Origin of the sequence: Herbidospora daliensis (genome assembly GCF_001570585.1) — a bacterium.
In the GTDB taxonomy this organism is placed as follows: domain Bacteria; phylum Actinomycetota; class Actinomycetes; order Streptosporangiales; family Streptosporangiaceae; genus Herbidospora; species Herbidospora daliensis.
Genome location: NZ_BBXF01000002.1, coordinates 300,710 through 326,295, shown reverse-complemented (window position 1 = coordinate 326,295; position 25,586 = coordinate 300,710). Strand labels below are relative to the sequence as shown.

The window sequence follows — 25,586 nt, the reverse complement described above, 5'->3', positions numbered from 1 at the left end:
GGGGCCGACGGCACCGCGAATGCCAGCGTCCGACTCATCACGGGACCATCCCCGCAGGCGCGGGGCCGACGCCACGGAGCGACGCCCGCTTGGCCGCCACCTGGGACCATCCCCGCAGACGCGGGGCCGACTGGACGTCGAGGTGATCGACGTCGTGCTCCAGAGGACCATCCCCGCAGGCGCGGGGCCGACGTGCCCTCTTCGTGCGGCACGAGCTCGCGGCTCGGACCATCCCCGCAGGCGCGGGGCCGACGCGCTGACCGCCCTCGGCATCGACGTCACCGGCACCGTGCCGGACCCTCCCCGCAGGCGCGGGGCCGACGCGATGACCGCGACCGCGACCGAGCCGGAACTCGGACCATCCCCGCAGGCGCGGGGCCGACGTGGACGGGTCGAAACGGCCCGCTTTGGCGAGAGGACCATCCCCGCAGGCGCGGGGCCGACATCCCGTCTGCCTGATGCTGCGCATGTCGTAGGGGACCATCCCCGCAGGGGCGGGGCCGACCCGTACCAGTGGGGCGGCATCGGACCAGACCGGGGACCATCCCCGCAGGCGCGGGGCCGACGCGTCTCGCCACTGCTCGACGGTGCCACCGGCCGGACCATCCCCGCAGGCGCGGGGCCGACATCCGCAAGCACTGCCGGCCGGGCGCGATCGTGGGACCATCCCCGCAGGCGCGGGGCCGACCCTGCCATCTGGGAGGACGTCACGCCCTACCTGGGACCATCCCCGCAGGCGCGGGGCCGACCCACGCCTCTACTGCCTGGCCGTGGTCATCCTGGGACCATCCCCGCAGGCGCGGGGCCGACCTCACCACCCGCTTGAGCATCCCGGGCGCGCAGGGACCATCCCTGCAGGCGCGGGGCCGACAATTCCGACGGGGTCGCGCGGCTCACCAACTAGGGACCATCCCCGCAGGCGCGGGGCCGACACCTGGACCGGATCTCCCGCCATCTGGGCTGCCGGACCATCCCCGCAGGCGCGGGGCCGACGTAGCCAACGCCCTCGACTCCATCGGCTGCACCGGACCATCCCCGCAGGCGCGGGGCCGACGCAGCGGAGGCTATCCCCGAGGAGTGAACGACAGGACCATCCCCGCAGGCGCGGGGCCGACCCAGGACGGAGGTCCTGGAAAGGCTGGATAGGGGGACCATCCCCGCAGGCGCGGGGCCGACGGGCTGGAGAACGAGAGCGTCCCCCGGCAGCAGGGACCATCCCCGCAGGCGCGGGGCCGACGTGGGGGATGCCGTAGACCTCGCAGACCTCCAGGGACCATCCCCGCAGGCGCGGGGCCGACTTCCACTCCTCGACCGCGTCCTTGAGTTCGGCGGGACCATCCCCGCAGGCGCGGGGCCGACGCGACCTTGAGGGCTTCCCTGGCGGCGTACTGGGGACCATCCCCGCAGGCGCGGGGCCGACGGCGCTTCGATCGCTCAGACGGGGCCGTCGTGCGGACCATCCCCGCAGGCGCGGGGCCGACGCATCCCAACCTTAGGCGTAAGGCTCACTATCGGGACCATCCCCGCAGGCGCGGGGCCGACGCATACGGGCAGAGAGTTCCTCGGTGACGTCGGGGACCATCCCCGCAGGCGCGGGGCCGACCGGCCCGGACGAGCTGCTGGAGCTGCACCGTCGGGACCATCCCCGCAGGCGCGGGGCCGACACTCACGATGAGGCCACCATATCTGTTGGCCTAGGACCATCCCCGCAGGCGCGGGGCCGACTTGACCGCACCCTCGAACCCGGTGATCTGCTCCGGACCATCCCCGCAGGCGCGGGGCCGACACTTGCTGACCAGGTCGTTTATCGACGAAGACGTGCAGAAAGAATCAGTCCGTCAAAGTCGACCGGGTACCAACGATCCCTCCCCGCAGTCCGCACGGCCCACCCCTGCTCGTTAGCTGCGGGCTCCACGAGGACGGCTTGCCCATCCCCGATCCGCTCAGCCAGCAGGTTCCAGATACGGTCCCGGACACGCTTACTGGGATTGCCGACGAACACGCCCGCATTGACTTCCACCATCCACCGGGTGAGGTGTCCGCGCAGGCCTTCGGGTGCTGCGATGAGGACCACGACGGTCATAGACCACTCCCCTCGCCAAGGGTGGCATCGTCGAATGGATCATGGATCTGCTCCGCTGCTTGTCCTTCCAGTTCAGGGCCGATGATCGCGATGTGCTCATCGCCCATCTCCGCCTCGACAAGGCCGCTTCCACGCACGCTTCCTGATCCGTTAGCCCAGTTGACCCCTCCGGGGACGGCTCCCAGTTTCTCGTCCCATAGTTCGTTGACGTCGATCTCTGGGATCTCCGACCCGTCAGGAGAGAGCAGCGCCTTGATGTCCCGGACGATCCGGCCGAGCAGCTTGTCTTCGGCGATCCGGTCGCGTAGCCCGAGCCTGGCGTCGCGTTCCTCGGTGAGGCCACGGGCGGCCAGGTCGAACGCCAAAGGGATCGTGTATTCGGCCTTGTATAGGTCGGCGATGTCCATGACGAACGAAGTCGCGTTGCCCGTATGCACGAAGCCCAGGCCAGGGCTGGCACCCAGGCCGACGATGACCGCATGGCAGATGCCGTACAAGGCCGCGTTGGAGGCGGACAGCAGCCGGTTGAGGTCATCGCCGGCAGCGAACGCATCGCCTGGTCGGTACTCGCGCCCGCTCCACTGCACACCGGTGCGACGGGAATGGGCTTGGTAGAGCTTACGAACCCGCGCCCCTTCCCGCCCGCGCAACTGCTGCATGGTCATCGCAGAGACGTCCTCGCCAGGGAAGCGCATGCTGTACATGGCGCGGGCCACACCCAGTCGTTCCTTGGTACGGGTGACCAGCCAGGCTTGCCGGTACAGCAGACCCGAGCCCCTACTGGGGCCCAGGCCTGCGGCGTACATGCGTACGCCCTGTTCGCCTACCCAGCACACTGCGGTGCCGGAGTCGGCCAGGAGGCGAATCGCGCCGTGTGTGATGCGGGTGCCGGGGCCGATCAGCATGACGGCGACCATCGCGGCGGGTACCCGGACGGTGTCGCGCTTGTTGATGATCACAACCGCGTTCTCGTCGCGGTCGATGTGGCATCGCTCGACGTACACGCTGGAGACTCGGTCGGCGATGCGGTGCAGGTCGTGCGGGTGTGCCTTCCACCAGATGTCGGCCATCACCCGTCCAGCGAACGGGCACCGGGCAGAGGAGCGAGGGTCAGCAGGCCGCATCCGTAGGCTTTGGACGGGCCGATGCCGCCCAGCAGGCGCTCGGTCAGCAGGTCGGTGTTGGTGACTCGCAGCCGCCCTTCGAAGGTGGCGACCGTGAGGGTCACCTCTTTGGGGCGAGTCTTGCCCTGACTGGCGTCGCGCTGCTCGTCTTTGCGGAACGATAGGCGTCCTCGGGAGATGATTCGCATGTCCCTGGGGATCGAGGCGCCATCGTCGAGCGGTTCAAGTCCGGGTCCGGCGGGCTCTGCGGCCACTTCGGGGATCTCGAACCCCCATTTGCGCGTCCGGTCCAGGAACCAGTCGAGCTGCTGGGCCGAGGTGCGGTGCCCTATGCGGAACGACCGGTTGAGGCCGGCCTCCATGCGCCTGCGCTGTTCGGGTGTCGGCTTGACGGGGTTCTTGGTGTTCTGGACCGGGCTGGCGGTCAGCCGGAACGCGAACTCTCTGCCGACGGCGATCCGGGCCAGCAGCGGCGTGTAGTCGCGCACCATGGCGTGGTCGCCGTCGGCTCCGGGCCAGCCGGCCTGCTCCACGATGTGGGTCCAGTCCGGTTTGGTCTCGGTGAGCACGAACAGCACCGGCCGATGCGGGTTGTCGGAGTCCAACCGCCACAGGATGCGTTCCTCCAGCGGGCGGTCCGGTACGCCGTACATGACCGCGCCGTGCATGGCATGCGGGTTGCGCAGCAGGCGTCGGCTGTTCTCTCGCAGCGGGTTGATCCTGATACGGGACAGATAGGTCATCGGTCACCAGCCCAGCAGGGCGAAGGGGTCGTGATGGTTGGCGGACTCATCGGGATCGGCGAAGCCGGTAGGGACGCTCACCCAGTCGTGGCGGACGCGTCGGTCGGCGAATTGCCGATCGCGAACGGCGAAGGAAAGCGGGACGTCGTTGAAAGCGTCTTCTCCGGCCGGGTCGTCCAAGGTCACGGACAGGTCGACCGTGGCCGAGCGTGAGCGTCGTTCGATGCGGTCACGCGCCGTGGCCGTGGCCTGCCATGGCTCGGTCCGCAACACTTCCTCCAGGTCCGTCTCGCGGATGCCCAGAAGCAGAGGCTGGCTCGGTACGCATGAACGCCGCCCGAGGGCGAGCGGGAAGGCCGGGTGGCTCACCGCGTGCGCGAGGGTGGCGATGAAGTCGGCGGGCCCCTGCAACGCGGCCAGGAAGACGGCGTCCTGCAGGTAGAACCGCTGGCTGACGTGCGTCATCTTCACCGGGGAGGTCGGCCGCTGTAGCCCCTTAGCGGATACTCCGGCCTGCGGCAACGGACGACCGCGGTGGTCGCTGGCCGTGTGATAGTCGCGCAGCAGGCTTCCCGGCTGGTCGACACGCACCCCCAGCCGTAGGCCGAGCAGATCTCCGGGCGGTTCTTCACGGGAGCGCCCGGCCGCGGCGGCGAGCAGGCCGAGGACACCGGACTTCGTGGGTTCGGGCCGGGTGTCGCGTCGGTTGAACATGCTGCGGTCGCCCCACGACTGCAGCGGGCCGCCCAGCCGCAGGACGAGAGTGGCCTCGGCGCCGCTCATCCGGCCTGCTTGATGATCTCGACCAGTCGGGCACGCAGTCCGGAGGTCAGCTGAGGGAAGGTCTGCACGGCGCCGAAGGCTTCTACCAGGCGATTCGCCGTCGTGTCCTCGCCGTAGGTGTGGCAGGCGGCGGCGTGTAGGGGGACGTCGCCCCACTGTCGGGTCGCCAGCTGGTACTCGCCAGCCAGCCGGATCGCCGATAGCGCGGCGATGCTGTCGGTTTCGTTCTTGGTCAGGACAGGCCGTTCGAAGGCGGAGACCAAGTTGACCGGCTGGTCGTCGCGGACCACGACGGCGACCAGGCTGGGCAGCGTGCGATGAGCGAAAGAGTTCTGGTGCCCAGAGGGAATGGAGCGGGCGAAGTACTTCACGAACGCGTCGACTGCATCGAGCGCCGCTTCGGTCTCACCGAGATTGGCCGTGAGCTGGTGCAGGCCGATGGTCGCGTACCGGTACAGCGTGGCCGAGTTGAAGGCGATCGTGCCGATCATCCCGGCACCGGTCTCCTCCTTCAGGTTCTCGTCGTCGACGGCCGTGTAGTAGTCGAACTCCAGCTCCACCGGGTGAGTGGACAGCGCATGGGCGACCTGTACGGCGGCGTCGACGTTGAGCGCCGGGATGTCGGCGACCATCCGGCCGAACAGCGCCACCTCCATGGGATGGCCGGTCTGCAGCTTCTCGGCCACCGGCAGAGTCTTGACGGCTGCGGCCAGGTCGTCGTCACTCATCGCGGCGAGGTCGGCGGCCTGCTCGGTCACCAGGTCCACGATGGCGTCCAGCTGCCGGTACCCGAAGAACAACAGGTAGGCGGTGTCGCCGGCTTTCTTGCCCTCCTTGATTCCAAGCGGCTCCAGGAGCTTGGCCGCGATCCGAGGCGCCTGCTCGGCCGTGAGCACGGTGTCGAGGGCCAGGCGCTTGGCCAGTTCGGCGACGATCCGCTTGGTGCGGGTCGCGTGGTCCTGCTCGGGGGCGTTCTGGGCGAACGCGGTACGGGTGGCGCGCTTCCACGCCTGGGAGGAGACACGGGCACGGCGGGTGCCGCCGAAGTAGGCCTCCTTCGGGTTTCCCTGATCGTCACGGTTGAGGTTGGCCGGTGGCACGGTCTGCACGATGTGTACGTCGATGAAGAGGCGCTTGTCCATGGATGTCTCCAGGCGTAGATGGGTGGGGATCGTGCTGTGGGCGGTCAGCGTGCCGCCGCATCACCTGGCAGGGCATCGCGGGTTTGGGACCATTCGAAATAGTCCAGTCCCCACCTGCGGCGTGCCCTCCTGCGGCTCTCCGAGTTGTGCCAGGCAAGAATGTCCTGCTCCAACAGGTCGTAGTCCAGCGGCTGCGAGACTGTCCGCAACTGCGACACCAGCCCACGTAGGTGAATCAGCAGAGCCGGTACTCGCGTCGCGCTGGCGGCGATCTTGACTCGGCGGTCCACGGCTTCAGGGGAGAAACCCTTGCCGTCGTCCTTGGCGTGCAGCTGACGTAGCGCCTGCCCCAAGCGAATACCGGGCCGGTGCATCGGCACTCGTATGGTCTGCTGGTGCAGTCCGTACAGCGCCAGTGCAGCGTGTTCCGCGTGCTGTTCGGGGGAAACCTTGCTGGCGCGCGCCAGCCGGTCGTCAACCGCAGAGCGGTAGAACGGCCACATGGCGGGGATCGTGCCGGCCTCATGGCCGAGCCCCGCGCGTAATGCGGCCAGATCCTCGCCGGGCGGGCGGCGGCTGTCGTCACGCCAAGTGCCGTCTTCCGCGATGTAGCGCTTCCAGTACCGGGGGCGTTCACGGGCGGGGGGCATGGTCCTCACCTTTCGTGGTTCGGGTTACGCGGACTTGCGGCGTTCCTGTGCCGCGCGAGGAAGGATCTTGCCGAGCTGGATGATGAAGTTCTTTTGGGCGGTCGAAGAGCGAAATGTCAGCTCCCGGTTTTCCTTCTTGACCGTGCGGCCGATGAAGGCGCCTGGAGTGGCGCCGTCCATGACGGTGTCCGCGACTTCCTGTGTGTGTTTTTTGGCGAGCTGCTCCCACGCGGTGCGGCCCTGCTCGATCAGATCGGGATCCCTGGTGGCCTTCCGCATGCCGGTCAGCAGCCGACGTACCAGCGGATCGAGGGCGTGCAACACGAATTCGCCCGGACGCTGCCCCTTGTCCCAGGGGATGGGCTCGGCTCCCATGGCACGCCGCAGGTCGGCGGACAGGTTGTTCACCGCCCGAGCAAGCTGCTCGGCCTGCTCGGTCATCTCCAACAGGGCTGTGTACAGGTCTTCGTCGGCGCGAAGGGCGGCCACCGGCAGTGGGATCGAGTCCGACATCACGTCCTCGATCACCGCCGACTGATTGCCGTAGGCGATGCCGACGGCATCCAGTTGCAGCGGATAGTCATAGTCGAGGTGGTCCTCGGCTTGCAGGCCGGCCAGCTGCATCAGCAGCACCGAGGTCTCCACGGCGCCGTCACGGCTCTGCGGTTCGGAGGTCAGCAGCGCGTCCAGACCACGCCAGAGGGCCTTGCCCTGCACGTGACGTCGCGGCCTACGGATCGTTCCTGTACGGCTTTTGGGGACCTTCTGGAACGCCCAGGTGGTGTGGGGCTCCCACTCAGGGATCTCCAGCAGGCGGTCGCCGGCGCACAGCACGACCTGCGACACTCGTATGCCTGCAGGGGTTTCCTCAGGGATCAATCGGATCCGCCGGGACTGCCAGGTCCACAGGTCGAGCAGTCCGCTCGCGTGCCTGGTATTCCAGCTGGACCCATCGGGCTGGGGTCGCCGCCATCGGGGCCGGTCGTCGCCCGGCTGCACACCGATGGGCAAGTTGAGCATGATCGTCTCGTACAAGGTCTGACCCCTGGGGACGACCACACCCAGTGAGCCGAGCGGCCCTGTGGGGTTTCCGGTGGTTTTGCCCGCTTTTACCGCAGGGTCTCCGACGGCACCGGTCTTGATGGCGGCGGTGTCCCAGCAGTGTGCGTGCAGCAGCCAGCGCAGCCCCTGATCGGGAGTCATCGCCAGTGGATTGGCCTCGGTCCGGTTGTCGAACAGGGGAACGTTGTTGCCGAACGCGGCGGTGGCGACCAGCAGCGCCGCCCCCTTGGTTTCGTTTTTTGTCGTCCGGAGGCCGGCTGCTTGCGCGAACGGGGCCTGCTCACTGAACAGGTCGAAACGCTCTCGGTGTTCTTCCAGATAGGAGCGGAGCAACTCGCGTTCCGTGTCAGAGAAGCGGCCAGCCTCGAACCGCTTGGCCCACTGTGCGCGGTCCGCTGGACGGCCAAGGGCATCCATGACCACAGGGAGCAGCAGTTGGCGCAACAGCGCCGGCCACTGAGTAGGCACGTCGACCACCAGGCGGTCGATCTCATGGGCGTTCAGGAGAAGTTCCAGGAGGGACAGGAGCTCCGCGTCATTACTGTCGAGGCGTCGCGCCAGGAGGCACGGAGTATCACCAAGGCCGAAAGGCGGCATAAATGAATGCTCCAATTGTTTCCGTGTTGGCCGGTGGCAGCAGAGGAGAGATTGCCATAAAGAAGAAGGGCTTCGCGCGGATTGCCTAGAATTTCCCTTGGCCCGCTAACTGGTAAATCCAGTTATGTCAGGCATGGTCCGTGTTTACGTGTCGGACGCAGATTGGCCCCGCTAGTGCGGGGGTTTGCCCCTATGGGTGATTTACGAGCGGTCGGTACGCCATAAAACACCCATAGGGGTTACCTGCGTCTACCGTGGTTCTTCGGGCCACCTGTCACCACGAGACCCAAGCGGCTGTCGTATCTCAGCGAGTACTCACCCAGTTCTCGTGTGGATGCGGCGCCAAGAACCAGGGCACGGCAGTGCTTGAGCCAGGGATGCCCGCGCCAACCGTCCAAGGGCGTCAGCTCCCGCTCTGCCAAGTCGGTCAACTTGGCCGGCAGGCGTACCGTGCCCATCAGGACGTCGTCGACAAGCTCGTCTGAGGTCTCGCCGTTGACCCCCAATGAGCGACCTGCGAAGGTGCGGTATCCCCGCTCGTCTTCCCAGACCACGACCACTTCCACGCTGGGATCTCCGTCACGGACCACCGCCTGAAGCTTCTCCTCGGGGGCGTTACGCCGGTCGGCGCCGTAGTGCAGGCCGTCGAGAGTGACATGGGCATGTTCACCGGCCCGGGTCAGCAAGTAGGGCTCCGCGTTCTTGGCCCGTTCCTCCTGATCGCGCGCCCAGTCCACGTACGCTTCCTGCTCCTTCTCCTGCCAGTGAGTCGGCACGAAATCAGAGGAGTCGCCGTACACGTGGGCCACCAGGCTGGGTACCTCGCTCGGGACCGACCACGTCTTGTCGTTGGCCGCCTCTACGAGAGCGGCGGTCCGCATCAGCAGGTAACGGCTGTAGATTCCCTCACTCGCAGGCAGGATCGATGGGCCGTCCTCGCCGGGTGAGAAGCCGGTGATGACCACTTCGGGGACACCGAGCGCCCCCGGCCGATCTCCCCAGTCGTGCCGATGCATGCGCCCGATCCGCTGTAACAGGAGGTCGATCGTGGTCAGATCGCTGACCAGCACGTCCACATCGACATCGAACGACTGCTCGGCGATCTGCGTTGCGACCAGCACCAGGCGGGGTGGCCGCGTCCTGTCTTCACCCGGTGGTCCCAGCAGATCAAGGCACTTCTCGGTACGGTCGGCGCGATCGGCAGCTGACATCCGGCCGTGCAGCAGACGGACATCGGCCCCGAACCTCTTTCCGAGCGCCTCGAAGGTCGCCTGAGCGCGCGGAACGGTGTTGCGGATGACTAGCGCGCATCCGCCATCCCGGAGCCGATCCGCCAGCAGGCCGGCGACCGCCACGTCGCAAACTGCTTCTCCGGTCTCGGATCCAGCCCTCGCCGTCCGCACTTCCGGCAGAACGGTGACCTTTACCTGCAGGTCCTTGCGCCACTGGTCTGCATCGCGGACGTCGTAAACCGGCTGGCCATCGACCAGGCAGGCCGCAGTCACGTTGGGATACCCCTGCGGCTCTCGCAGGTCCGTCACGTCGAACGTCTCGCGCGCGGCTGCCCCTGCCAGGTAGGCGCCCACCAGGGCTCGGCGCTGTTGCGGCGGCAAGGTAGCCGACAGCAGCACCACTGGCACTCTGGCCTGCCCCAGCCACCGCAACGCCTCTTTGAGGAACTGCGACATATAGACGTCTGCGGCATGCACCTCATCCAGGATGACGACCTTGCCCATCAACCCAGCGGCTCTCAACATCACGTGCTTGGTACGAGTCGCCGTGTACAGCAGTTGGTCGATGGTGCCGACCACGAACGGGCTCAGCAGCCCACGCTTGGATCCGAGGAACCATTCGGCAGGCGCATGACGCTCGGCCTCCGGTTCATCGTCGAAGTCGGCCCCTGACCCGTACAGGTCGTCCTCGTCGACACTCTGGTAGGCGTCATCCGGGTTCTCGTCAGCCTCGCCCAGGAGCTGCCGCCACTCCTTGTTGAAGCGCCGCTTGCCATGCAGCAGCGCCACTTGATCTGCGAGGTCCGGCCGTATGCGGGTCAGCCAAGCTCGCACCTGAGTGAAGATCGGGTCGCAGGTGGCCTGCGTCGGCATGCCGACGAACACTCCGTCGCATCCGAATGCCGAGGCCAGCACCTCACTCGCCAGAAACGCCGCTTTCGTTTTGCCCTCGCCCATCGGCGCTTCGACGATCAGCAGTCCAGGCGTGGGCATCCGGCTCGCGGCGTCGATGACCAGTTTTTGCGAGTCGCGCGGGCCGTGGCCGAATCTCTGCTGGAACGTCCCTGCCCCGGGGGCCGGTAGGGCGCCCCACCCGCCGCGCAGCTCCAACTTGGCCCAGGCTGCGGCCGCCCGCTTCCGAGCCCGCTCCATGCTCACGTCGGCAAGGTCGTCAATCCCGACGAAATGGCGCTGGTCACTGGCGATCCAGTCGGCCATCACGATGAGCCCGCTGAGCTGCAGTTGCGTTGCGCGACTGGGGACCTTCATGGGCTCCACGTCAGCAAGGCCCGCATAGCCGACCAGGCGCGTGAAAATCTCCACCAAACCACGCTGCGCGGCTCGCCAATCAGGGCTGCGGCCCTGAGGCCCTCCGCGCGCGGTACGACGATCAGCGAAAACCGCCGCCGAAGGAAACGACCCGTGGTGACCGGCGACCAATGGCCACAGCCAGGCGATGTGCTCTTTGCTCCATCCGTCCTCTTTGAGGAGGGTCCGCAGGAGCATCCCGCCGGCTTTGTCATGCCGCCATGAGTGCTGCTTGACGGCGTTATCGTTCCAGGTGAGGCCAGCTCGTCGGAGCGCCTGTGCGCCTTCGTCGTCGACTCGCTGGAACGCCGGTGTCGCCTTCCCGCAGTCGTGCACTCCGCACAGCCAGGCGAAGAACAGACGGCCACGGCCTGCCGAGATCTCTTCGAGCAACTGCTTGGTGGACGGAGCCAGATACTGATCCCAGATCTGTTCGGCAACGGCTGCGGTGTCCAGGAGGTGGGACAGAACGAGATTCGTCCTACCGCCTGCTTTTTTGCGAGACTTTCCCCACAAAGCTCCGATATGTCTAATTATCGATGGCTCGTAGTTCAGTGATCGAATCGTGTCGCCCGGCATCTTCATCTCCTTTGGGGAGGAGAGTAGAGAAGACCACCGACAAAACTCGTATGGTCATGTTGTGTGATTTAAGCCGAACGGGATTCGGCTTTGTCGTGGTGGTTGCATGGCCGAGAGCGAGTGGAGAGCAAGTGAAGTTTTTCTGCGGGTCGGTTCGGTAACGTTGCAGGTGAGCAAGTGTCGCCCCGCACCCGCGGGGATCGTCCTGCGAGAGAGACTCAGCTAACGGGCAGTGTTAAGTCGGCCCCGCACCCGCGGGGATCGTCCCAGCGTGTGACGTCGGGTGTACCGGCTCAGGTCGTCGGCCCCGCACCCGCGGGGATCGTCCGCCGTTGAGTTGACTGGGATGCATCCTGAGAGGGTCGGCCCCGCACCCGCGGGGATCGTCCGGGGCATGGGTGACCCTCGCCGGTATGTGGATTGTCGGCCCCGCACCCGCGGGGATCGTCCTACGTGTGGCTCAAGCACACGCCCCGGACTCTGGTCGGCCCCGCACCCGCGGGGATCGTCCTACGTGTGGCTCAAGCACACGCCCCGGACTCTGGTCGGCCCCGCACCTGCGGGGATCGTCCGGCGCCGGCCATCTGGAACAGCTCGTAGGCGACGTCGGCCCCGTACCCGCGGGGATCGTCCCTCGGCGTCTTCGACCTGCCGGCCGAATGGCCCGTCGGCCCCGCACCCGCGGGGATCGTCCGAGTCGGTGGACCAGGCCACCGGTCGTGAAAAGGTCGGCCCCGCACCTGCGGGGATCGTCCGCGCAGGGTTGATGGCGAGCGACATGAGGGACCGTCGGCCCTGCACCCGCGGGGATCGTCCCGCGGTGCGGGCCTGCTCGTCGTCGAGGTCCTCCTCGGCCCCGTACCCGCGGGGATCGTCCTGCTGGTAGTGCTGGGCACGGCCATTGTGTCGGGTCGGCCCCGCACCCGCTGGGATCGTCCTAGACGAGAGACCGAACGGGGGAGATGATCCCCGTCGGCCCCGCACCTGCGGGGATCGTCCCCCGAGCCCGAGGCGGCGGAGGACGACGGCGCCGTCGGCCCCGCACCCGCGGGGATCGTCCGTAGTACGCGAGGTTGCCCGCGATGGTCGTTTTGTCGGCCCCGCACCCGCGGGGATCGTCCCATCGCCATCATCGGCGCCGCGAGCTAAGGGGGGTCGGCCCCGCACCCGCGGGGATCGTCCGGGGTGGCGAGATCTGGGATATGCCCTGACCGCGTCGGCCCTGCACCCGCGGGGATCGTCCCAAGATCGGCATCGGGACGCTCGTCGTCTACCCGTCGGCCCCGCACCCGCGGGGATCGTCCGGGTCGATCTCCAACGCGACGTCGAGCACGTACGTCGGCCCCGCACCCGCGGGGATCGTCCGGTGCGGCTGGATTCGCCGCGCCGAGAGGTCACGTCGGCCCCGCACCCGCGGGGATCGTCCGCTCCACGGCGTGGCCATGACGCAGGTCGAGGCGTCGGCCCCGCACCCGCAGGGATCGTCCCATGCCGGGCAGGCCGCGCCGGATCACCCAGTTGTCGGCCCCGCACCCGCGGGGATTGTCCCTCCAGCAACGTGAAGACGGTGTCGATGTCGGCGTCGGCCCCGCACCCGCGGGGATCGTCCGCCAGGCACCGGCAAGACCACCTCCGCCGTCTGGTCGGCCCCGTACCCGCGGGGATCGTCCGCGCCGGCCGATCCGGACCCGGCTGGTGTCCTGGTCGGCCCCGCACCCGCGGGGATCGTCCGGGATTCACCGCACCGTGCTGACCGGTCGTGACGTCGGTCCCGCACCTGCGGGGATCATCTGCTGTACGCGTGGGAGTGGCTCACCTCGAAAGCGTCGGCCCTGCACCCGCAGGGATCATCCGGCGGGGTCGGTGCAGGTGATGGTGGCGAGCAGGTCGACTCCGCGCCCGCAGGAATCATCCTCGCTTCTGGCGGACGGGAGGGCTCACACGCGTGTCGGCCCCGCACCTGCGGGGATCGTCCCTGCGCGTCCATGGCGGTGAACTCTTGCCTGATGTCGGCCCCGCACTTGCAGGGATCGTCCGATGGGCTGCATATACGCCGAATGACGCGAGCCGTTGGTCCCGTACTTGCGGGGATCGTGCCCGAGCTAGAAATAAGAGAGGATGAGCGTTAGTCGGATGACCCAGCTGCAAGTGCCGCAACACGTCGCCGCAGTGGACAGCGGATATCTCGGCACCCGTTGAGCCGGGGCTGAGGAACGAAGCCCTGGATCGTCGATCGCCCCCGACCATCAACCAATCGCCAACCACCATCAGGCGATCGTGAGGGCGAACCTGGTACGGCGGTGCGCCGCAGGACGTCGGCGAGATCGTTCGGCAACGACGGCCCGCCGGGTCGGTAAACGGCCCGGGCCGCAGTCGGCCGGGACCGGCCCCCAGGCCGCAGCCCGGACGGCGGGCGGCAGAGGGCCAGTTACGGCGGCGCGGCGCGCCGCCGTCTTGATCCCTCACAAGAACAATTCGGCAATGTAAGCGTCCAGCCGTTAGGCCAGTGGCCTACTTCTTTCCGTGTACGTCGGCGATCTATGGCTGTAGCGTCGCGCTGTGGCTACCAACGAGGAGCAGACGCGCTGGATCGTCCACGGCGAACGCCTCATCTACGATAACGAGTGGATCAGGCTGGGTCTGGTCGACGTCGAGATCCCCGACGGTGAGCGTTTCGAGCACCACGCCGTGCACCTGGGACGAGCCGCCATGACGGTCGTCGTCGATGACGAGCAGCGCGTGTTGATGATGTGGCGTCACCGCTTCCTGTTCGACCGCTGGGGCTGGGAGCTCCCCGGCGGCCTGGTCGAGGTCGGCGAAGACCCTCAGGCAACCGCCGCTCGCGAGGTAGAGGAAGAAACCGGCTACCGGCTAAGGGAGATCGAGCACCTGATCACCTTTCAGCCCATGGTCGGCATGGTCGACTCCGAACACCTCGTGTTCCTGGGCCGGGGTGCCGAATTGGCCGGCGAACCCGTTGGAGAGGTCGAGGCCGACCGCCTGGAGTGGATCCCGATGAAGGAGATCCCCGGCATGATCGCGCGTGGCGACGTCTGGAACTCAGGTGTCCTGGTCGGTCTCCTGTACGCCCGAGAACGCCTCAACGCTCTGCACGACTGAGCGCCTTCCGCAGCCGGGCAATCCGTCTTCCGTTGCGCCGTGAGCCGGTCATGGTGGCGAGTTGCTCGGCTCGGTAGAGGTGCGGTTGCGCGGCGTCGGTTTCGCCCAGCGCGAGCAGCGCGTGAGCCAGATCGCATCTCAACCCTGCCTCGGCGCGGTTGAAGGTGCCGTCCATCCCGGCAAGTGCGGACTTGAGGTCTTCCACGGTCTCCGGGTCGCCGAAGTGGACGAGACAACTCCCACGCCACCGGGCCAAGTGGTGCTTGTTGAGTGCCAGATAAGGAAGCTCCGGATCGGTGTCGCCTTCGGGTAGGAGATCGGCGGCCTGGTCGAGCGCGTCCCGACAGGTCTTCTCGTCTCCGAGAGTGGCGGACGCCTCGGCCTCGGCCACCGCGAGCCACGTCCGCAGCCGGGCAGGCACAACGCGGTCGAACGTCCCGCGCACGTGGTGGATGACCTCGGCTGCTTCCGCCGGCCTTCCCAGGTCCATCAGCACATATGCCTGCTGCCCCTGCGCATACGCCAGAACCGCAGGGTCCTCAGCTTCACGGCCAGCCGTGATGGCACGTTCGTGGTGGTTCCACGCATCGTTGAGAGCGCAGGTGTCGATGGCCTGCCATCCGGCAAGAGAAGCGGTCTCTGACAACACATGCGCGAGATCCCGCCGTATCCCATGCCTGATGGCGTGATGGTGAGCACGCTCGATTTGGGATATCTGGGCGCGCATCTTGTCGGCGATGGCCGCGCTTCCGAGACGCCTGTCGAGTAGCCGCAGATTATTGGTGTCCGTCGAAAGGATCATCACGGTAACCGGGTCGACCACGGCGGCGGCCTCGATCCGCGCCTTCAATTCGTCGCTCTGCTCTTGGTGGTCGTTGCCGCGATTGCCGGTTGGTGAGGCGACGTCGATAGGGGCAAGGCCGAGCAGCATTCGTGCGTGGTCGGGCAGGCTGAGGCCGGCGGCGATGCGCTCGAACACCTCAAGGTCGGTGACCTGCCGTTGTCCGCGCATGTGCTGGCTGACACGGCCCTGGGAGATGCCGGTGGCGGTGCTGATGCGTACCTGGCTGGCGCCCGTGTACTTGACTGCGATCTTGAATAATCCCGCTATGTCGCGATCCCTGAGAATTGCCTGAGTCGACTCCTTGTCCCATACCTCGTCGGGAATGTGGATGGGCTCGTACGCATTTCCTGGCATACCAGGCTCCGGGGCGTTCATGCTGTACGGATGCTTGAGGGGTGCGCCTTGGACCCTACCTCTTTCGGCTCGATATCACTCGCTGGTATATCCCGGTGAGATAGGACAGGAATTCGGCGCGTTCCATTCTTGCCTCATGACAACCCCGGTTAAGTGCGAAGCGTGCGACGGGCGCGGCTGGAAGATCGTCACCCGTCGCGGTCAGGCCACCGCCAGGCTGCTCGGACTGGAGACCAGCGCTCCAGAGGACTGCCTTTTCTGCGACGGGCCGTTGCAGATGAGTGAGATGTACGAGTGGGAGGTCTTCCACTCCATCGGCGGGACAGATCGGATCGGTCCTTGTGGCACCACCTCACAGCAGGCGTCGTCGATGGACGAGCTGCGTGCCGCTCTTCGCCAGACGCCCGCCGACGTGTCGGTGTGGGGGCGGATCAAGCGCCGTGCGTACCGCTTCGGATTCGTCCAGGACGACCGGGACTGTGAAGTGCTTTTTCACGCGACGCTGGACGGAGCAGGTCAGGTCCGCTTCGAAAGAACCGGCGGGTGACCGGGAAGTATTGGCCCCGTCCCTGCTCGGCTCCCCACGTTCAACCGCGCAGGCCCGGAGCGGTGCAGCTGTTCTGGCACCCCGCGCAACGGTTCGAACGATGTCGCGTCGCGGCCTGGACCTGCGCCGACCATGACGGCCCGTGGTACGAGTTGTGCCACTCGGGCGGACAGTGGTTCATCCAGGCGATGCGAGGAGACCCGTTGAAGCCGACCATCCTCCACTCTCGTACCTGGCGGGAGGACGAAGCACAGCGGATCTGGGCGGCGCTGCTGTTCGGCGCGGTGAGATAGGGCTTCCTCGCATCTCCGGGCACTGACAGGCACCTGGTTAACCGCTAGTCTGCTTATGCAGACAAGTGGAAAAGTGATTGGGCGGTCAGAATGAGCATGGAATTCGCCCCTCCCAAGTACGCCCAAGTGATGGCGGCGATACAGCAGCGCATCCGGGATGGCGAGTACGCCCCCGGCGACATGTTGCCCTCAGAGACCCAACTGGTCCGTGAGCTGGGCGTCGGCAGGACGACCGTGGTCCGCGCACTCCAGACCTTGGCGATGCAAGGGTGGATCGAGCGCGAACACGGTCGCGGCTCCTTCGTCAAGGGACGACCCGAGACGCCGACCGAGCGATCCCGGCCAGGACTCTCGGCAACCGAGCAACCAGAGCTCGGCGACACCACTGTCAGCGTCACCCGGGTGCCGGCGCCTCGTCACATCGCCCGCCTGCTTGGAGTGGACGAGCGGACGCCGGTGGTCGTTCGTCGTCGGGTTGCCCGGCAGGGTGATCAGATCTTCGCCGCCCAGGCTTTGTGGTTCCCGCTTGAGGTCGTCATGGGAACCGATCTGGAGAAGCCCGACCCGCTACGGCACGGTGTCCGCCAGCATCTCCAGGCCGTGAAGCACCTCCGCTTCGACCACGTGATCGAGCGGCTGTCCGCCCGCAAGCCCACCAAGGATGAGGCCGAACAACTCGGTTCGTCTGCGCCGATCCTCGCTGTGCTGTCGTCGGTCCACGACGCGGCCGGCACTGCGTTCATGGTCGTGAGCCTTGCCCTGCCAGGCGATCTGCACGAGCTCGAAGATGTCTATCAGGTGAGTTGAGCCTTACCCCGCGCGTCTACTCGTTTACTTGACCGGACGAGTGGGGTAAGTTCAGAGCAACTCAATCGGACAAGTGGACGACCGAACAAATGGTTGTCCCAGAAGGAGGCTCATGGCTTTGCAGGGACCGATCCCCGTCACCTTCGCCCAGCTCTTCCCGCGCGGCTGCTACGTCGTCGGAGACGTCGAGCCGGTCAAGGACTTCGACGCTTCGACCAACGGCCGGTTCGTCCAGACCCGCGACAAGCAGACGCGAGAACTCGTCTGGCAGGTGCCGGTTCTCGACGCCGATCCCGAGGTCAAGCCCGCTCAGAAGACCGTGTCCGTCAAGATCCTCGCCTCGGTCCAGCCGGTCCCCCCGGCGCCGATGCCGGGCCTGCCCTTCACCCCGGTGGAGTTCGGCGAGATCGCGGTGGTCGCGTATGTGAACGCGGCGGGCCGCCTGGCCTGGTCGATCAAGGTTCGTCAGATGTACGCCCCGCGCTCCATGGCCGGGGTCGGCAAGCCCGTCCCGAACATGAAGGAGAACGCGTCATGAGTGAGGGCTACGGCTACGCGAGCATCATGATCCACCCCGGTCGTGAGGCCCGGGTCAACGTGGCGATCGACGCCGGACCCGAGGCGCGGGTTCGGTACTACCCCCGCCGGGGCTCGATGGGCGGTTACGTCGTCATCGACCAGGACCGCGTCAGCATGCGGATCTGCCTGCCCGACACGGACGCCGAACCGCCGATGGACTTCATGGCCGAACTGCTGGAGGCCGTGACGAGCCTGGTGGCTGAATGCCGGCCTCAGTCGGCGCCCCCCGGCCCCAACGAGACCGAAGCGGCCTGACTCAGGTGGGGCGGCTGGAGCTTGGACCCTCCGGCCGCCCCGGTTCTCCCAGCCCACTGCATATGTTCCGAGAGGAGCACAACCCTAGTGTTTCGCCGACTTCCTGGTGACGAGGCACGGAACCTCGTCACCACCACCCCGGACACGAAGATCGTGTTCAGGCCGGTCGTGGTCAACACCCCGGCCGTCCTGACCATCGGCTTATGGTTCGTCCGTCTCATCGCCGGTTCGTTCCGGCTGACCTGGCGGCACCCCATCGCGGTCGCCATCGTCGGGGCACTGGTCGCCCTGGCGGTCCTGGTCGACTGGCGCGGCAGCCTCTTCCTGATCGGGGTGGCTGTGCCCATCCTCGCCAGTTGGGCCATGATTCACCGGCCGTCGTTCTCCTCGCGGGTCACCTGGCCGCTGCTGGCCTTCTGGCGAAGGTTCTGGATCTACCGGAGACACTGGCAGCCCGTCATGATCGTCTCGGGTCTCGGCCGGCACTTGCACGGTCGTGACTACCTGCCCCGACTGCGGAAAGTCAGCTGCACACCGTGGGCCGATCTGGTCATCGTCCGCATGCTGAAGGGCCAATCCCTGGAGGACTGGACCAAGCGGGCCGACCACCTCGCCCAGGGCTTCGGTGCGCCCGTCGCCCGCGTCACCCTGCACACCCCGGGGACCGTGCTGCTGACCCTGCCGCGCCGCGACCCGCTGGCCCATCCGATCCCTGCTCATGCGCTGCCCGACCACACCGAGCAGAGACCGGCTGAAGTCAGGCCGGTAGACGTGGGCGACCGTGAGGACGGCGAGCCCTACCGGCTCAACGTGCACGGAACCCACATCTTGATCGCGGGCGCTACCGGCGCCGGCAAGGGCTCGTGGATCTGGTCGATCATCCGTGGCCTGCTCCCCGCCATGGCGGCCGGGCTGGTCCAGGTCTGGGCGCTGGACCCCAAGCGGATGGAGTTGTCTCTCGGCAGGCCCTTGTTCGACGGCCGTTACGCCGCCACCCCGGCGGACTGCGCCGACCTGCTGGAAGCCGCCGTAGCGGAGATGCAGCAACGGGCCGACAAGTACGCAGGCGTGCGCCGCACGCACACCGCGACGGTGGACGAACCGTTCGTCCTGGTGGTCGTCGACGAAGTGGCGTTCCTGACCGCCTACCAGTCCGACAAGGCCCTTCGCCAGCGCATCACCGCCGCTCTGGCCACGCTCACCACCCAGGGGCGGGCTGTCGGCTTCGGCGTCCTGGCCGCATTGCAGGACCCACGAAAGGAGGTCATGAACATCCGCAACCTGTTCCCGGACAAGATCGCTCTTCGCCTCGACGAGTCCGAACAGGTCGACATGGTCCTCGGTGACGGTGCCCGGGACAGGGGCGCGCTGGCCGACCTCGTCTCGTCCAACCCCGAACAGGGCGCCGGCATCGGCTACGTCCGTCTCGAAACCTCGCCCGACCCGATCCGTGTCCGCGCCACTTACGTCTCCGACGACGACATCCGGGACATGGTCGCCCACCACCTGGCCACGCGGCCTGCTGTCGAGAGCGGGGCGGCGTGAAGCTCACCCTGACCGGCACGCGCGCCGAGGTGATCAGCGTTCCCGAGGAGCTCATGTTCCTGCGGCTCACCAGCGCGGGGGAGATGCGGTTCCTTCGCCTGGTTGACGTCCAGATCACCACCGAGCCCTACACCGGCCTGACCCGCCTGCGCGCCGACCTCGTTGAGGGAGACGACCGTGGCTGAGTTCTCCTACGTCCTCGACGACCTGACCTGCTCCTGCTGTGGCACGACCGACAGCCTGTGGATCTACCCCGTCCGCGCCGTCGTCGAGTGCCGCGAGTGCGGCGCCAAGGCGACCGTGATCCCCGACGCCGACCACTGGAGGTGACGTTGAACAACCCGACCGACCGGCACACCCCGCGCGCCGTCAAGCAGGCGATGCCCCTGGCGCGCGAGGTGGTCGAGGCCATCGCGATCGACAACGGCGTCTGCATCCGCCCGGTGGCACTCCGCCGGATGGACATCACGACCGGCACCTCCCAGATCATCGACGTCCCGTGCGGCTCGACGCTGGACGCCAAGTGTCCGCCGTGCGCCAAGCGGAACCGGAAGTTGCGGATGGCCCAGTGCCGCGAAGGTTGGCACCTGGCCGCCGAACCGGTCACCACCCCGGACGAGCCCACCGAATACCAACGGCACCTGGTCGAGTGGCGGGCCGAAGCCCAGGCTCTCCGCGACACCGCGCAATCCGCGGGCGACCCCACCGACGACTACGACCAGGCCATCATGGAACTCGACGCCGAGATCAACGCGGCGGGTGTACGCGGCAACGTCGTCGGTCTGGTCGGAACGAAGCGTTCCCGCTCGACCCGTCGTCGCCAAGATGCGCCCAACCTTCCGAAGCGGATGATGACGGCGACCACGCTGGGCCGCACGTACAGCGGGGCGGATGGGCGCTCGTACCGGCCCTCGATGTTCATCACTCTCACGCTCGACACCTACGGCCGGGTGAACGCCGGCGCGCCGGTCGACCCTGGCAGCTACGACTACGTGCGCGCGGCACGGGACGCGATCCACTTCGGCAAGCTGATCGACAGGTTCGTGCAGAACCTTCGCCGCGTCGCTGGCTACGACGTCCAGTACTTCGCCTCGGTCGAGATGCAAAAGCGCCTGGCGCCGCACCTCCACATGGCCATGCGCGGCACCCTGCCCCGCGCCGACATCCGCGCCCTTGCGGCGGCCACCTACCACCAGGTCTGGTGGCCCTCCTGCGATGTGGTCCGCTTCGAGGGCAACCACCTCCCTGTCTGGGACGAACAAGCCGGCTACCTCGACCCCGCCACCGGCGAAGTCCTGCTCACCTGGGCACAGGCACTCGACGAACTCGACCCTGACGCCCAGCCGTTCCACGTCGTCCGCTTCGGTCCGCAGATCGACGCCCAAGGCATCCTCGCGGGCACCCCCGACGCGGACCAGGCCATCCGCTACGTCTCCAAGTACCTGACCAAGACCCTCGGCCAAGCCGCCGACACCCAGGCAGCTCGCGATCACGCCGCCCGTCTACTCGACGCCTTGCGCTACGAACCTTGCACACCGACCTGCCCAAACTGGCTTCGCTATGGCGTCCAGCCCAAGAACGCCAAGCCAGGCATGATCCCCGGCCGCTGCCGGGGTAAGGCCCACCGCGCCGAACACCTCGGTTACGGCGGACGCCGAGTGTTGGTCTCCCGGAAGTGGTCGAACAAGACCCTCACCGAGCACAAGGCCGACCGCCGCACCTGGGTTCTGGAGGCTCTCGGCCTCGACGCCGAACCCGCCGACGCCGGCCGCTACATCTGGTCGCCGGTCGCGGCTGGAGACCCCGACGTCTCTCCGATCCGGGTCCGCCTGCTGCGCTCCATCCGCGAGCGCCTCCGCTGGAGGGCTCACATGAACCAGCTCCAAGCCGCAGCAGAAGGCCAAGATCTTTCGGCAGTCGAAGGGAGGGCCGCGTGAAAGAGGAACTCTCCATCGACCTGCCGAGCGAGGTTCCCCACCTGACCACGCAAGCGGCGGTCCAACTGCTGGCGATCCTGATGGACGCCGTCCACACCACGAAGTCCGCGCATCTGAACGCGGCCTGAAAGGCGATCATGAGTGAGATCCGGTTCGGCTTCTACGGCCGCGTGTCCACAGAGGACAACCAAGATCCTGCGTCATCCCGAGCCTGGCAGATCACCCGCTCCCGCGCCCTCATCGAGTCGCGCGGGGGCGGGATCGTCGCCGAGTTCTTCGACGTCGACAAGTCGCGTTCGATCCCCTGGCAGCGTCGTCCCCGCGCGGCGGCTCTCCTGGCGGCTCTCAGGGACCGTAATCGCGGCTTCGAAGCGGTGGTCATCGGTGAGCCGCATCGGGCCTTCTACGGCAACCAATACGGCCTGACCTTCCCGATCTTCGAGCACTTCGGCGTGCCCTTGTGGGTGCCTGAGGTGGGCGGCCCCATCGACCCGGCGAACGAGGCGCACGACCTCGTCATGAGCGTCTTCGGCGGGATGAGCAAGGGGGAGCGGAACCGCGTCAAGGTCCGTGTTCGCAGCGCCATGGGCGCCCAAGCGAAGATGGAGGGCCGGTTCCTGGGTGGACGCCCGCCTTACGGCTACCTGCTCGTTGACGCGGGGCCGCACCCGAACCCGTCCAAGGCCGCCGATGGTCGGCGACTTCACCGGCTGGAGCTCGACTCGATCGCCTCGGTCGTCGTCGCCCGCATCTTCGCCGACTACTTGACGGGGTACGGGTTGTTCGCCATCGCCGAGCGTCTGACCCGGGACGGCATCTTGAGCCCTTCGGCGCATGACCGCGCGAGGAACCGTCATCGCTCGGGCATCGCCTGGTCCAAGGGCGCTGTTCGCGCCATCCTGACCAACCCCCGGTACACGGGCTACCAGGTCTGGAACCGGCAGCGCAAAGACGAGGTGCTCATCGACGTCGACGACGTCGGCCTGGGCCACGTGTCCAAACTCCGCTGGAACCCGGAGAGCAACTGGATCTGGTCGGACCAGCCGGCGCATCCGCCCATCGTCAGCCGTGAGGACTTCGAGGCGGTACAGCTCACCATGGCCGGTCGAGGAGATTGCCACACCGACAAGACCGTGCTGCGGACCCGCCACGTCTACCAGCTCCGTGGCCTGCTCGTCTGTGGTCTGTGTGATCGCAACATGCAGGGGCAGTGGATCAATGAGACGCAGTACTACCGCTGCCGCTACCCGGAGGAGTACGCCTTGGCGAACCGGGTCGAACATCCCAGGAATGTCTACCTTCGCGAGATCGACATCGCGCCACGGCTCGATCGTTGGCTGGAGCGTCTGTTCAGCCCGTCCAACATCAACCGAACCCTGGACCTGCTCGGCGAGGTGGAAGAGACACCGGCTCCTGAGGTCACAGAAGCCGAGAACATCCGCCGTCAGATGGCCGAGTGTGATCGAAAACTGGCCCGTCATCGGGCGGCTCTGGAAGCGGGTGCCGACGCAGCGTTGGTCGCTGGCTGGATGGGCGAAGAGCAGAAACGCAAGGCTGCCCTTGAACACAAGCTCCGACGGCTGCCCGTCCCTCAACGGCGGACCTTCGACCGTGACGAGCTTGCCGCCGCCCTTCGAGACATGGGCGGCCTGGTGGACGTCCTTGGCCGGGCGGAGCCGACCCGCAAGGCCAAGATCTACAACGAACTCGGCCTGAGACTCACGTACCACCCCGGACAAAAGAAAATCCTGGTTGCTGCTGTCAGCAACCAGGATTCCATAGGCTGTCGGTACGTGTCCGAGGGGGGACTTGAACCCCCATGCCCATCACTGGGCACTAGCACCTCAAGCTAGCGCGTCTGCCTATTCCGCCACCCGGACCGGTGACCCACACACGGAACGTCTTCCCCGCGTCGGCTGTTAAAGGTTAGCACTCCCGGCCGCGTGGTTCATCCCGAGATCCAACCGGCAGGATGGGAGGCGCAAGCCGAACCACGCTCTGGAGGAACGCCATGACCGCCGTCACCGGCGAGAACGACGTCGTCACCCTGTGCCAGGAACTCATCCGCATCGACACGACAAACGCCGGCGACAACCGCGGTCCCGGGGAACGTGAGGCGGCCGAGTACGTAGCGGCGAAGCTGGCTGAGGTCGGTGTCGAGGCCACGATCCTGGAAAGCGATCACAAGCGGGCCAACCTCGTCGCCAGGATCGAGGGCACCGACCCTGGCCGCGAAGGGCTGATCCTGCACGGTCACCTCGACGTCGTGCCCTTCCAGGCCGACGACTGGCGGCATCATCCGCTGTCGGGGGAGATCGCCGACGGGTGCGTCTGGGGGCGCGGGGCGGTCGACATGAAGGACATGGACGCCATGATCCTCGCCACCGTCCGCAAGCGGCTGCGGGAGGGGCGGCGGCCCGAGCGGGACGTGCTGCTCATCTTCACCGCCGACGAGGAGGCCGGGGGGAACTACGGCGCGCAGTGGCTCGTCGACAAGCACCCTCACCTGTTCGAGGGGGCCACCGAGGCGATCGGCGAGGTGGGCGGGTTCAGCGTCACCGTGGCCGAGGACAAGCGCCTCTATCTCATCGAGGCGGCCGAGAAAGGCATCGCCTGGATGAAGCTGACCGCCACGGGGCGGGCGGGGCACGGGTCGATGCTCAACCACGAGAACGCCATCACCGAGCTCTCCGAGGCGCTGGCGCGGCTGGGGCGGTACGAGTGGCCGATCCGGATCACCCCCACGGTCAGGTCGTTCTTCAAGGAGGCCTTCGACATCGAGGTCGAGGCCGAGAGCGCCGAGGCGGCCGTGGCCAAGCTCGGGCCGCTGGCGCGGATGATCGGGGCGACCCTCCGCAACACGACCAACCCGACGATGCTGGAGTCGGGGTACAAGGCCAACGTCATTCCGCAGACGGCCACCGCACGGGTCGACGGGCGCTTCCTGCCGGGTACGGAGGAGGAGTTCTTCGAGAAGGTCGACGAGCTGCTCGGGCCCAACGTCACGCGCGAGTTCGACTACCACGACATCGCCGTCGAGACCTCGTTCGACGGGCGGCTGGTCACGGCCATGGCCGACGCGCTCGAGCAGGAGGACCCGGGGTCGCGGGCCGTTCCCTACATGCTCTCGGGCGGCACCGACCTCAAGGCGTTCACCCGGCTGGGAATTCGCGGGTTCGGTTTCGCGCCGCTCAAGCTGCCCGCTGACCTGGACTTCTCTGGGATGTTCCATGGCGTGGACGAGAGGGTGCCGGTCGATTCGCTCCAGTTTGGCGTGCGGGTGCTTGATCGATTCCTTGACCTCTGCTGAGTTTCCGGTTGCGATCACTTGGCGTGGCTGTAAAGTTACTCCGCGTTGAGGGGTTGATCCGCACTGGGCGGCTCGACGGCACCTGGGAGGTCGCGTGTTCCGCATGCCGAGTGTTCAGCGAGGGGCGTTCGCGCCCGTCGCTGACCGGCGTGCAGACGCGGCCGTCCCGGCCGGGAGCCGGGAAGCTCGGATGGCGCGGTTCGCGGCCGATTCCCGGCTGAGTCGCCTTTTGGTCGTCGGTGGTCTGATCGCCGTCGGCTGGGTGCTCGGAGTGGTCTTCGGGTTCGCCGGTGAGGCACATGCCTCCACCGGCCCCGTCCCCTCACCTGTCGTCGCCGGGTCGGTGCAGGTCGCCGACGGGTTCCCCACGGCGGGCGACGCGCAGGCCATGGCCGGGCGCAACGTCGACGGGCTCACCAGCTCGTCCACGCCGGTCGCGCCTCCACCCGCCTCCGCCGAACACTCTCAGGGCAACGGTCTCGTTCCCCAGAACGGCGGCGGTTCCATCCTTTTCGGGGATGTCGCTCGGTCCTTCTCCGGCCCGCGGCCCGCGGCCCTGCCTGTTCCCATGGCGGCCGTGCTTCCCCCGGTCGTCCGCACAGCGGCGGACGACCCTTCTTTCTCTCCTGACTGATCCCGCGATCCGGTGGTCGGTCTCGCCTGAGTCCTGGCTCTTCCCCGTCAGGCAGGCA

General features: G+C 67.2%; 22 protein-coding genes, 1 tRNA gene, 1 pseudogene and 1 CRISPR repeat array (1 of these 25 cut by a window edge). Of the genes and pseudogenes, 14 read left to right on the top strand and 10 right to left on the bottom strand.

Annotation, left to right across the window (positions count from 1 at the left end; genetic code table 11):
• Positions 1–1,786: direct repeats of the CRISPR family, unit length 28 nt; unit sequence GGACCATCCCCGCAGGCGCGGGGCCGAC (it extends 508 nt beyond the left edge of the window).
• Between the two features lie 18 nt (positions 1,787–1,804).
• The 8 genes from cas2e to AW274_RS07700 form a co-directional block, all read right to left on the bottom strand.
• The gene (gene cas2e, locus AW274_RS38990) at positions 1,805–2,083 is read right to left on the bottom strand and encodes a type I-E CRISPR-associated endoribonuclease Cas2e (RefSeq protein WP_083973930.1); all 279 of its coding nucleotides are present in this window, start codon (positions 2,081–2,083) and stop codon (positions 1,805–1,807) included.
• A complete protein-coding gene (gene cas1e / locus AW274_RS07730) occupies positions 2,080–3,153 on the bottom strand; it encodes a type I-E CRISPR-associated endonuclease Cas1e (RefSeq protein ID WP_062430398.1) in 1,074 nt (357 codons plus the stop codon). The genes cas2e and cas1e overlap by 4 nt, the downstream gene beginning before the upstream one ends.
• A complete protein-coding gene (gene cas6e, locus AW274_RS07725) occupies positions 3,153–3,950 on the bottom strand; it encodes a type I-E CRISPR-associated protein Cas6/Cse3/CasE (protein WP_062430397.1) in 798 nt (265 codons plus the stop codon). Before cas6e ends, cas1e begins: the two co-directional genes overlap by 1 nt.
• A 3-nt stretch (positions 3,951–3,953) precedes the next feature.
• Positions 3,954–4,733: a type I-E CRISPR-associated protein Cas5/CasD gene (cas5e, locus tag AW274_RS07720; RefSeq protein WP_062430396.1), complete on the bottom strand. Its 780-nt coding sequence runs from the start codon at positions 4,731–4,733 to the stop codon at positions 3,954–3,956.
• Complete coding sequence (gene cas7e, locus AW274_RS07715; protein WP_062430395.1) at positions 4,730–5,875, bottom strand: type I-E CRISPR-associated protein Cas7/Cse4/CasC; 1,146 nt, start codon at positions 5,873–5,875, stop codon at positions 4,730–4,732. Before cas7e ends, cas5e begins: the two co-directional genes overlap by 4 nt.
• Before the next feature lie 44 nt (positions 5,876–5,919).
• The gene (gene casB / locus AW274_RS07710) at positions 5,920–6,525 is read right to left on the bottom strand and encodes a type I-E CRISPR-associated protein Cse2/CasB (protein WP_062431776.1); all 606 of its coding nucleotides are present in this window, start codon (positions 6,523–6,525) and stop codon (positions 5,920–5,922) included.
• Positions 6,526–6,549: 24 nt separating this feature from the next.
• A complete protein-coding gene (gene casA, locus AW274_RS07705) occupies positions 6,550–8,184 on the bottom strand; it encodes a type I-E CRISPR-associated protein Cse1/CasA (RefSeq protein ID WP_083973929.1) in 1,635 nt (544 codons plus the stop codon).
• Between the two features lie 239 nt (positions 8,185–8,423).
• On the bottom strand, positions 8,424–11,303 hold the full coding sequence (locus AW274_RS07700) for a CRISPR-associated helicase/endonuclease Cas3 (protein ID WP_062431772.1): 2,880 nt from the start codon (positions 11,301–11,303) through the stop codon (positions 8,424–8,426).
• 2,559 nt (positions 11,304–13,862) lie between these two features.
• On the opposite strand from AW274_RS07700, the gene AW274_RS07695 reads away from it, so the two are divergent.
• Positions 13,863–14,423, top strand: a complete 561-nt coding sequence (locus AW274_RS07695) for an NUDIX hydrolase (RefSeq protein WP_062430394.1) — start codon at positions 13,863–13,865, stop codon at positions 14,421–14,423.
• Here the strand turns inward: AW274_RS07695 and AW274_RS07690 are convergent.
• Positions 14,404–15,642, bottom strand: a complete 1,239-nt coding sequence (locus AW274_RS07690; protein ID WP_232320030.1) for an NsdA family TPR-like regulatory protein — start codon at positions 15,640–15,642, stop codon at positions 14,404–14,406. The genes AW274_RS07695 and AW274_RS07690 overlap by 20 nt on opposite strands.
• A 115-nt stretch (positions 15,643–15,757) precedes the next feature.
• On the opposite strand from AW274_RS07690, the gene AW274_RS07685 reads away from it, so the two are divergent.
• The 11 genes and pseudogenes from AW274_RS07685 to AW274_RS42915 all read left to right on the top strand — a co-directional run.
• Complete coding sequence (locus AW274_RS07685; RefSeq protein WP_232320029.1) at positions 15,758–16,168, top strand: hypothetical protein; 411 nt, start codon at positions 15,758–15,760, stop codon at positions 16,166–16,168.
• Positions 16,169–16,230: 62 nt separating this feature from the next.
• Positions 16,231–16,461: a hypothetical protein gene (locus tag AW274_RS07680; RefSeq protein WP_062430392.1), complete on the top strand. Its 231-nt coding sequence runs from the start codon at positions 16,231–16,233 to the stop codon at positions 16,459–16,461.
• Positions 16,462–16,551: 90 nt separating this feature from the next.
• Positions 16,552–17,268: a GntR family transcriptional regulator gene (locus tag AW274_RS07675; RefSeq protein ID WP_062430391.1), complete on the top strand. Its 717-nt coding sequence runs from the start codon at positions 16,552–16,554 to the stop codon at positions 17,266–17,268.
• A 112-nt stretch (positions 17,269–17,380) separates the two neighbouring features.
• Positions 17,381–17,806, top strand: a complete 426-nt coding sequence (locus tag AW274_RS07670; RefSeq protein ID WP_062430390.1) for a hypothetical protein — start codon at positions 17,381–17,383, stop codon at positions 17,804–17,806.
• Positions 17,803–18,102 (top strand): hypothetical protein, encoded by a 300-nt coding sequence (locus tag AW274_RS07665; protein WP_062430389.1) that lies wholly within the window; start codon positions 17,803–17,805, stop codon positions 18,100–18,102. Before AW274_RS07670 ends, AW274_RS07665 begins: the two co-directional genes overlap by 4 nt.
• A gap of 87 nt (positions 18,103–18,189) precedes the next feature.
• Positions 18,190–19,647: an FtsK/SpoIIIE domain-containing protein gene (locus AW274_RS07660; RefSeq protein WP_062430388.1), complete on the top strand. Its 1,458-nt coding sequence runs from the start codon at positions 18,190–18,192 to the stop codon at positions 19,645–19,647.
• Positions 19,644–19,832: a hypothetical protein gene (locus AW274_RS07655; protein WP_062430387.1), complete on the top strand. Its 189-nt coding sequence runs from the start codon at positions 19,644–19,646 to the stop codon at positions 19,830–19,832. The genes AW274_RS07660 and AW274_RS07655 overlap by 4 nt, the downstream gene beginning before the upstream one ends.
• The gene (locus tag AW274_RS40070; RefSeq protein WP_157519883.1) at positions 19,825–19,977 is read left to right on the top strand and encodes a hypothetical protein; all 153 of its coding nucleotides are present in this window, start codon (positions 19,825–19,827) and stop codon (positions 19,975–19,977) included. Before AW274_RS07655 ends, AW274_RS40070 begins: the two co-directional genes overlap by 8 nt.
• A 50-nt stretch (positions 19,978–20,027) precedes the next feature.
• Positions 20,028–21,584, top strand: coding sequence for a replication initiator (locus tag AW274_RS07650; RefSeq protein WP_062431767.1), 1,557 nt, complete (start codon positions 20,028–20,030; stop codon positions 21,582–21,584).
• Positions 21,581–21,712, top strand: coding sequence for a hypothetical protein (locus AW274_RS42590; protein WP_269750548.1), 132 nt, complete (start codon positions 21,581–21,583; stop codon positions 21,710–21,712). The genes AW274_RS07650 and AW274_RS42590 overlap by 4 nt, the downstream gene beginning before the upstream one ends.
• Before the next feature lie 9 nt (positions 21,713–21,721).
• Positions 21,722–22,807 (top strand): annotated as a pseudogene (locus AW274_RS42915) (recombinase family protein); the annotation flags it as partial.
• A 571-nt stretch (positions 22,808–23,378) separates the two neighbouring features.
• On the opposite strand, the gene AW274_RS07640 reads toward AW274_RS42915, so the two are convergent.
• Positions 23,379–23,464, bottom strand: a tRNA-Leu gene (locus AW274_RS07640).
• 131 nt (positions 23,465–23,595) lie between these two features.
• Here AW274_RS07640 and AW274_RS07635 point away from each other — a divergent pair.
• Together AW274_RS07635 and AW274_RS07630 are read left to right on the top strand one after the other, a co-directional pair.
• Positions 23,596–24,894 carry a M20/M25/M40 family metallo-hydrolase gene (locus tag AW274_RS07635; protein WP_062430386.1) on the top strand — a complete coding sequence of 433 codons (1,299 nt, stop codon included), beginning with the start codon at positions 23,596–23,598 and terminating at the stop codon, positions 24,892–24,894.
• A gap of 190 nt (positions 24,895–25,084) precedes the next feature.
• A complete protein-coding gene (locus AW274_RS07630; protein ID WP_062430385.1) occupies positions 25,085–25,528 on the top strand; it encodes a hypothetical protein in 444 nt (147 codons plus the stop codon).
• Positions 25,529–25,586: the final 58 nt, after the last annotated feature.